Origin of the sequence: Streptomyces sp. NPDC017991 (assembly GCF_044328075.1) — a bacterium.
Lineage (GTDB): Bacteria > Actinomycetota > Actinomycetes > Streptomycetales > Streptomycetaceae > Streptomyces.
The window spans coordinates 36,026-43,319 of the sequence record NZ_JBIRGP010000028.1 but is presented as its reverse complement, the minus strand read 5'-3'; the positions used below and the strand labels follow the sequence as shown (position 1 = coordinate 43,319).

The 7,294-nt window shown below is 69.2% G+C and carries 6 protein-coding genes and 2 pseudogenes; 4 read left to right on the top strand and 4 right to left on the bottom strand.

The window, feature by feature from the left end; all coding sequences use genetic code 11:
* Positions 1 to 86: pseudogene (locus ACH4DZ_RS43500) on the top strand (IS5/IS1182 family transposase); the annotation flags it as partial.
* Between the two features lie 160 nt (positions 87 to 246).
* Here the strand turns inward: ACH4DZ_RS43500 and ACH4DZ_RS43495 are convergent.
* The 4 genes and pseudogenes from ACH4DZ_RS43495 to ACH4DZ_RS43480 form a co-directional block, all read right to left on the bottom strand.
* Positions 247 to 969 (bottom strand): TetR/AcrR family transcriptional regulator, encoded by a 723-nt coding sequence (locus tag ACH4DZ_RS43495; RefSeq protein ID WP_398295183.1) that lies wholly within the window; start codon positions 967 to 969, stop codon positions 247 to 249.
* Between the two features lie 94 nt (positions 970 to 1,063).
* Positions 1,064 to 2,521: pseudogene (locus ACH4DZ_RS43490) on the bottom strand (MFS transporter).
* A gap of 358 nt (positions 2,522 to 2,879) precedes the next feature.
* Positions 2,880 to 3,638, bottom strand: a complete 759-nt coding sequence (locus tag ACH4DZ_RS43485; RefSeq protein WP_398295181.1) for an SDR family NAD(P)-dependent oxidoreductase — start codon at positions 3,636 to 3,638, stop codon at positions 2,880 to 2,882.
* A gap of 121 nt (positions 3,639 to 3,759) precedes the next feature.
* Positions 3,760 to 4,221, bottom strand: a complete 462-nt coding sequence (locus ACH4DZ_RS43480; RefSeq protein ID WP_398295179.1) for an ester cyclase — start codon at positions 4,219 to 4,221, stop codon at positions 3,760 to 3,762.
* A 280-nt stretch (positions 4,222 to 4,501) separates the two neighbouring features.
* Here ACH4DZ_RS43480 and ACH4DZ_RS43475 point away from each other — a divergent pair, with 280 nt between their 5' ends.
* From ACH4DZ_RS43475 to ACH4DZ_RS43465, 3 genes are all read left to right on the top strand, one after another.
* A complete protein-coding gene (locus ACH4DZ_RS43475) occupies positions 4,502 to 4,777 on the top strand; it encodes a hypothetical protein (RefSeq protein WP_398295177.1) in 276 nt (91 codons plus the stop codon).
* A gap of 309 nt (positions 4,778 to 5,086) precedes the next feature.
* Positions 5,087 to 6,163, top strand: a complete 1,077-nt coding sequence (locus ACH4DZ_RS43470) for a Kelch repeat-containing protein (RefSeq protein WP_398295176.1) — start codon at positions 5,087 to 5,089, stop codon at positions 6,161 to 6,163.
* A 645-nt stretch (positions 6,164 to 6,808) separates the two neighbouring features.
* Complete coding sequence (locus tag ACH4DZ_RS43465) at positions 6,809 to 7,204, top strand: hypothetical protein (protein WP_398295174.1); 396 nt, start codon at positions 6,809 to 6,811, stop codon at positions 7,202 to 7,204.
* Positions 7,205 to 7,294: the final 90 nt, after the last annotated feature.

Below are 7,294 nucleotides of genomic sequence, written 5' to 3'. Positions count from 1 at the left end.
GGCAGATCTTCCGCAGATCCCGCATCAGCCCCAACCGCATGAGCGTCATCACCAAAGCCGTCCTCACCCTGGAGAGGCACCGCTGAAAACGCTCACTGTGCGAGCCCTCGACGACGTCGACGCGGTCGCGGGTGGCGGCATCGAGTCTGTGCGCGTCTCGCACGATGACGCGGACCGGCTCGTCGCGCTTGAGGAGGCGGGTGAGGGTCTGGCTGCCGACCTGGCCGGTGGGGGCGGTGACGACGATCATGTCTGGTTCCGTTCGGAGAGGGGCTGGGCGATGCGGTCGAGCCACTCCTGAAGGAGGGCGCGTTCGGCATCGGTCAAAGCAGTGATCTGCGGAAGCACGGCGCGCAGCGAGACGGCGATGCTGACGGGGCGGGTGCTGTCCTGGGGGGCAGGGGCGTCGGTGGTGATCGCGGCGATCACCGCCTCGCGGGCGGTGGATACCAGGGCCGGGTCGCGTTCTTCCTCGGTCTGCGACAGCAGCTCCAGGGCGACGCCGCGGCCGCTGGCGTGGACCATCTGGGTGGCGAGGGCTTCGCTGACGCGCAGGCGGCCCGCCGCCGCGATTCGGTGGATGGCGTCGGCCAGGATCTTTCCTGCGGTTTCGGCTGCCTCCATGTGGGCCCCGGGGCGTGGCTCGCCGTAGACGAGGGCGTACAGGGCGGGGCTCTGCAGAGCGAAGGAGATGTTGACGTCCCAGCCGGTGCGCAGATAGTCGACTGGGTCGCCCTGGCTGTCCATGGCCAGTTTGGCCGGGATGTGGGCGGCGAAGCCGTGGGCGGCGACGGCGTCGAGGAGCCCCTGCTTGTCGCCGAACAGCCGGTAGATGGTGGGTGCCTGCACGCCGGCTGCGGTGCTCACCGAGCGGGTCGAGACGGCCTCGCGGCCCTGCTCGTTGAGGAGCTGGAGGGCAGCGGCGATGATGCGCTCGCGTACGTCGGTCGTGGAGGCTCGAGTAACCATTTTCCCATGCTAACGGTGGACGCGTATCGGTGATAACTGCAGGACATCGGGCCCGGTGGGCCCAGCCTGGGTCTTCGTCGGTCCGTCAGGCGTATCAGGCGCGGCTGGTCAGCGCGGGCACCTGGGCTGGCGGAGTGGCGTGGCGGCTGGCGGATGCGGCCGGTGTGCCGGGGCGGCTGGAGTCGCTGTCGCGCACGCAGAGGGCTGCGATCAGGGCGGAGAAGGGTGAGTCCGCCGACCGCCCACCAGAAGGCGTGGCTGTAGCCGCTTGTCATGGCCTGGGCCTGGAGCAGTTCGCGGCTGGTGCCGCTGGCCGCACGGTCGGTGAGATAGCTGCTGGTGGCGGAGGCCACGACCGTGTTCAGCAGAGCCGTGCCGATGGTGCCGCCGACCTGCTGCGAGGTGTTGACCATCGCGAAGGCGATGCCCGTCTCGTGGAGAGCGACACCGCGCGTCGCGATCGACATGCCCGGGATAAGCACGGTGCCCAGGCCCAGGCCGAACAGGTACTGCACGGGCAGGATCAGGGTTGGGTAGGAGGAGTCGGGCGACAGCTGGGCCAGCAGCATCATGGCCGCGGCCGCCAGTAGGAGGCCCGGTGCCATCAGCCAGCGCGGCGACATGCGCGTCATCAGCCGGGCCCCGACCTGGCTGGTTCCGTCAACATGCCCGCGGTGACCGGCAGGAAGGCGAGACCGGTCTGCAGGGGACTCAATTCGTTGAAGCCGAGGCCCAGGGAGGCGTACGTGCCGCTGCGGGTGCGGTCGCGCACCACGTGCAGGGGCAACAGCGGGTGCTTGACCAGGGCCTCGATGGCGACGAACGCGGTCAGCAGTACGGCCGCGGCGGCGAACAGGCCCCGGGGTGGTCGCGTCCGACCAGCCTGCGGACTCGGCCCGGGTGAAGCCGTAGACAAGGCTGATCAGGCCGGGGGTCGACAGGAGGACTCCGGGGATGTCGAGGCGCGCGCGGTGAGGGCCCGCGGCCGGGTCACAGATGACGAACAGGGTCCCGGGACGGCGATGACCGCGAAGGGAATGGTGACGAAAAACGTCCAGCACCAGTTCAGGTACTCGGTGAGCAGGCCGCCGAGGATGAGGCCGACGGCACCGCCGCCGCCGACGATCGCCCCTGAGATCCCGAAGGCTTTCGCGCGTTCCTTGCCGTCGGTGAACGTCAGGGCGAGCAGGGAGAGCGCGGCGAGGGCGAGCAGGGCGCCGAACATGCCCTGCAGGGCACGGGCGCCGAACATCATGGCCTCGTTGGTCGCGGCGCCGCCGAGCGCGAAGCCGATCAGTCCGGTCATGAAGGTGTGCTTGCGGCCCCACAGGTCGGCGATGCGGCCGCCGAACAGCAGCAGGCCGCCGAAGGCGAGCGCGTAGGCGGTGATGACCCACTGGCGGTTGGTGTCGGAGATGCCCAGGGCGTGCTGGGCGGAGGGGAGCGCGATGTGCACGATCGTGGCATCGAGCACGACCATCAGCTGCGCGAGGGCGATGTAGACGAGCGCCTTCCGCCACCGCGGGTCGGGCACGGGCACGTCAGTAGCCACCCGGGCTCCAAATCAAGAACAGGTGTGCGGCGGGCGTCGGGTGACAAGGAGTCAGCCAAAGCCCGGGCGGGGTTCGAGGTTTCGAGTGCGGCGCGCTCTGCATGCGCGACGTGGACGCGGACTGCGCCGCAGCGCAGGACTCACGGGAAACGGGAGAGACGGAAGGGGGTGAGACGGGGCCTTCGGGCTGGGGGGGGGTGGGCCTGAAGGCCCCGTCTTCCGGCGCGGCGGACGCGCGGTCATCCACTCCGCGCCCGCCTGCTGTTACCGGGAGCGGGCGGTCCTGTCCGTCCCTGACGGCCCACCCGCCCTGCCAGCCGACCGTCCATTGCGACGGGCCGCCGGCGAATCGTGGAACTCAGCGGTTGGCGGGCATCAGGACGGACTGGCCGCCGTCGACCACGATGTTGGCGCCGGTGACGAAGCCGGCGTCCTCACTGGCCAGGAACAGCGCCACGCGGGCGATGTCCTCCGGGGTGCCGACCCGGCCCAGCGGGGTGCGGTCGGCGTCCTTGTGGGTGATGAACCGGTCGGTCTGGTTGGTGCGGGTCAGGCCGGGGCTGATGGTGTTGACGCGGATCCCGAACGGGCCGCCCTCGACTGCGAGGTGCGGAGCGAAGGAGGCGACCGCGCCCTTGCCGATGCCGTGGGCGCTCAGGTGCGTGCCGTTGGTCTGGTGCGCGGTGACCGACCCGGTGCTGATGATCGAGCCGCCCCGCTCCTTCATGTGACGCCAGACGGCACGCGTGGGGAAGTAGACGACGTCCACCTCGTTGCGTATCGACTCGTACCACTGCTCTGGCGTCTTGGTCTCAAAGGTGCCCGCCGGGCTGAAGCCGGCGTTGTTGTACAGCACGTCGATGCCGCCGAAGTGCGAGGCTGCGGCGTCCACCCAGGCTGTCACCTGCTCGCCGTCGGCCAGGTCGACCGGGGCGGTGGAGAGCATGTCGCCTCCGGCGTCCTTGACCAGGCGGGCGGTCTCGGCCGCCCGCTCGGCGTCGATGTCGCATCCGGCGATCTTGGCGCCCTCGCTGGCGAACAGCAGCGCCGCCGCCCGTCCAATGCCTGATCCGGTGCCGGTGATCAGGACTGTTCTCCCCTGGAGGCGCTCACCCATAGGATCACTTCCTTTCGTCTCCGCCCCTGCACAGGGGCGGACGGCTCCATGGCGCGGAGCCGGTGGGTGGCGTGGGGTGAGGAGAGCACCCCGCCCCACGCCGTTACTGCGGATGCGCAGGTCAGGCGCCGGTGGAGAACTGCGCCCCGAGCTGGCCGAGGAGGGCGAAGAAGTCCTCCAGGTGCCAGGACTGCACGATGCGGCCGTCTTCGAGGTGGTGGAAGTCGAAGGCGCGGTACTCGACCGTGCGGCCGGTGGCGGGGACGCCGAGGATTTCGCCCTTGTGCGTGCCGCGGCTGACCGAGCGGACGGCGACCGCCGTGCCGTCCGCCGAGGCGACGATGTCCTCGTGGCCGATGGTCAGGTCGGGGAAGACGCTGCGCAGCCAGCCGACGGTGGGCGCGAAGCTCTCACGGCCGGGCTGGCCGCCGGGCGCCAGCGGGTTGTTCTGCCAGTTCGGAGCGAGCAGGTCGGACACGACCTCGGCGACGACGGCCGCATCGCCGGTGTTCATCGCCTCGTAGAAGCGCAGAACTATTTTCTCAGCCTCGGCGGCCGCCGCTGTCTGAGTGGCTTCGGACATGGATTCCTCCAGGTGGGAGCTAGCTGTGGGGGTGTCGACCATTAGAGGGGCCAGACCCGGGGAAGACGTTCTCACGCCCGCCTTTCCACTGATAACAATAAACTGTTAGCAGTGGAAATCCAAATCGCCCGCAGTATCACCAACAGCCACCAATGGTGCATATCTCCGAGAGGGTTCCCCCAGACGACGCAGCGGTGCGGCCGGGCCGCGTGGACGCCTGCCGCATCCGGCGCTCCGCGTCGCTGCCCGCACCCAGAGAACCGGAAGGACGGACCAGCTCGTGCCGGCAGTTGCGAGGTGGGTACTGCGCGACCGGGACGGGCGGCAGCGAGCGGCCTACCTCGAACTTCTCTTCGCCCTGCTGTACGTCTACAAAGCCACCCGCCTGCCCCACGCGCTGCTGGGCGATCCGAGCCGGACCGGGGCCCGTATAGGCCGTCATCCTCACGCTCGCCGCCTGGCGGGCCCGGGTCCCCACGACGCGGCTGACCAACTTCTTCGACCTCACCTGTTCGCCCTCGCCGGCCTGGCCGCCCTGATCCCACTGGGCCGTTGAGTATCCCCGCTCGCCCTGGCCACCGCCGCTGCGGGTGCCCTGATGGCTATCTCCGTGACCTACGGCCATGTCGCGCATCTGTTCAGCGGGCCCGGTGGCCCGGCCCGCAGGTGTCCGGTTAGGTACCCCCTTGGATTTATCGACGCTAACGTGATTGAGTTATCGGTGATGTTGGCGCCGTGGTGAGGGCGCGCTGACCGACGAGTCGCGCGCCCTGCGACAGCTCCGCCCAACGTCTTCCTGGTCAGCTGCGGCTCGACGGCCACGGCGGGAGCCAGGCCCCAAGCCAGCGAAGAAGGAGAGGGACACATGCGGAAATACGTACGCGCCACTGTCGTTACGGCAGCTATCGCGGGAAACGTGGTGCTCGCCGGCCTGGGCCTGACGCCCACGGTCGCCGCCGCACACGCGGTGAACGCCACAGCCGGTACCCAGGCTGCCTGGCAGGACAGGGCACCGAGCCCGGACAAGCGTGCCGAAGTGGGCGTGGCCGCCCTGGGCGGCGACGTGTACGTGGTGGGAGGCACGCTGCAGCACGACGCCGGGCCGACCGCCTGGGCGACCACCTCGGTCACCAGTTACAACCCGCACCGCGACCGGTGGTCGCAGCATGCGCCGCTACCCCGGGCTCTGACCCACGTCGGCGTCGCCGCGCTGGGCGGAAAGCTGTACGCCTTCGGCGGGTTCACCAGTCCTGTGCACATGAACCCGCAGTCCGTCGCCTACGTCTACGACCCCCGGCTCGACCGCTGGGACCAGCTGCCCGACATGCCCGAGAACCTCGGATCGGTCACCGTCGCAGCCGTGGACGGAAAGCTCCACCTCCTCGGTGGACGCGACTCACACCAGATCGTGACGCCGCCCGGCTCCCCCTTCTCCATGGGATTCGGCACCGTCCGCACCCACCTGGTCTACGACCCTGCCCACCGCGGCTGGTCCACGGCCCAGCCGCTACCGGCCGCGGCCCGTGACCACGCCGGAGTCGCCGTTATCGGCCACCGCATTCACGTCTTCGGCGGCCGGGTCGCCGACGTGGGCGACAACCTGAACCGCCACGACGTCTACGACACCCGCACCGGACGGTGGACCCAGGCCGCACCCCTGCCCGTACCCCGCTCCTCCGGAGCCTCCGTGGTACTCAACGGCCAGATCGTGTACGCCGGAGGGGAATGCAGGCCGGGCAGCGACACCGACGCCTTCAACGACGTGACGGTGTACAACCCCCGCACCAACCGGTGGACCACCACCGCACCCCTGCCGCAGGCCAGGCACGCATTCGGTGCCGCCCGCGTCGGCAACCGGGCCTACTTCATCGGAGGCGCGCCCACGTGCGGCGGCGGCGCGAGCAGCGACACCCTGCAACTGACCCTTCGCCAGACGCACTGATCACGAACCTTGTCGGCACGCAGAAAACCAGCGAGGAGTGACGACCATGACTACCCGCGATCTTCGCGTCTACTTCCGATCGACACCACACGTTCGACGAAGACCTCCAAGTCGATGACATCGACGTCACGATGGATTCCACCGTGACAGTGCCGCAGATTTTCAAGAGGGTGATCCGCAGGAACGAGTTCGACGTCGCAGAACTGGGACTCACCTTCCACGTGCGGCTCCTGTAGAGCGGACTGCCCTGAGTAGCGATCCCCGACTTCCCCAACCGGGTCTTCCGGCACTCGTGCATCTTCGTCACACCCACAGCGGCATCACGGAAACGGGCGGCCTCGCAGGAAAGGTCATCGGCAAGTTCGGCACCCACGGGCAGGACTCCGGTGTCTGGGCCGAGGGGATCCTGATGGATGAGTACGGGTTCAGGCCCCAAAGGAGCCGATGGGTGATCGGTGGCCTCGAACGCCCCGCACCGCCCTTCGAGTTCATTCCGCGCCCTCACCCGGCAGATGTCGACGTGACCCTCGCGCCGCAAGGCCAGACGCTCAACGCGATGCTCGATGCAGGCGAGATCGACGCCTTGTTCACGGCCAACGTTCCACAGGGGGTGCGTCCGAGGCTCCCTGCCCGGAGTACAGGCCCGTGCTGGCCAACCAGATGTGGAAGGATCCGAAGGCGCGCCGTATCGGCAAGTGGGGCGAGCAGTACGACTTCCGCTGCCCCAGCCGGGACTGCGGGCACCTGCAGCTTTCACCACTGGCCCGCCCGGTCGGCGACGTCATCGACTGGGACCTTCTGGGTCAGCGGGTGGGCGACGGCCGGCCGGACCGCAAGAAGTTCACCGCGTGCGCGGACGCGACCCGCGCTCGCATCGCGGTGGGACTCGACGAGCGCTACGGCCCCGACCCCTACGTCGTGATGCTCCGCAATCACGGCGCCCGCTACACCCCAAACGGCCCTGGCTGGGCAGGAGGGGCTATCCGGCTGCACCGTCGCAACGGCCCGGAAGCTCGCCTGCGCTATGACGGCACGGAGTGAACCTCCAGGCCGTCACCGGGCTGACCGCGTCATACCGTATGTGAGCACCTGAAGATCCCCGTCCTGGCTGAACAGTCCCACCTCACGCGG

Bases quoted from the DNA above. Each gene is read 5' to 3' on its own strand.
- ACH4DZ_RS43480 (WP_398295179.1), bottom strand. From the start codon at position 4,221: ATGTCCGAAGCCACTCAGACAGCGGCGGCCGCCGAGGCTGAGAAAATA.
- ACH4DZ_RS43485 (WP_398295181.1), bottom strand. From the start codon at position 3,638: ATGGGTGAGCGCCTCCAGGGGAGAACAGTCCTGATCACCGGCACCGGA.
- ACH4DZ_RS43470 (WP_398295176.1), top strand. From the start codon at position 5,087: ATGCGGAAATACGTACGCGCCACTGTCGTTACGGCAGCTATCGCGGGA.
- ACH4DZ_RS43495 (WP_398295183.1), bottom strand. From the start codon at position 969: ATGGTTACTCGAGCCTCCACGACCGACGTACGCGAGCGCATCATCGCC.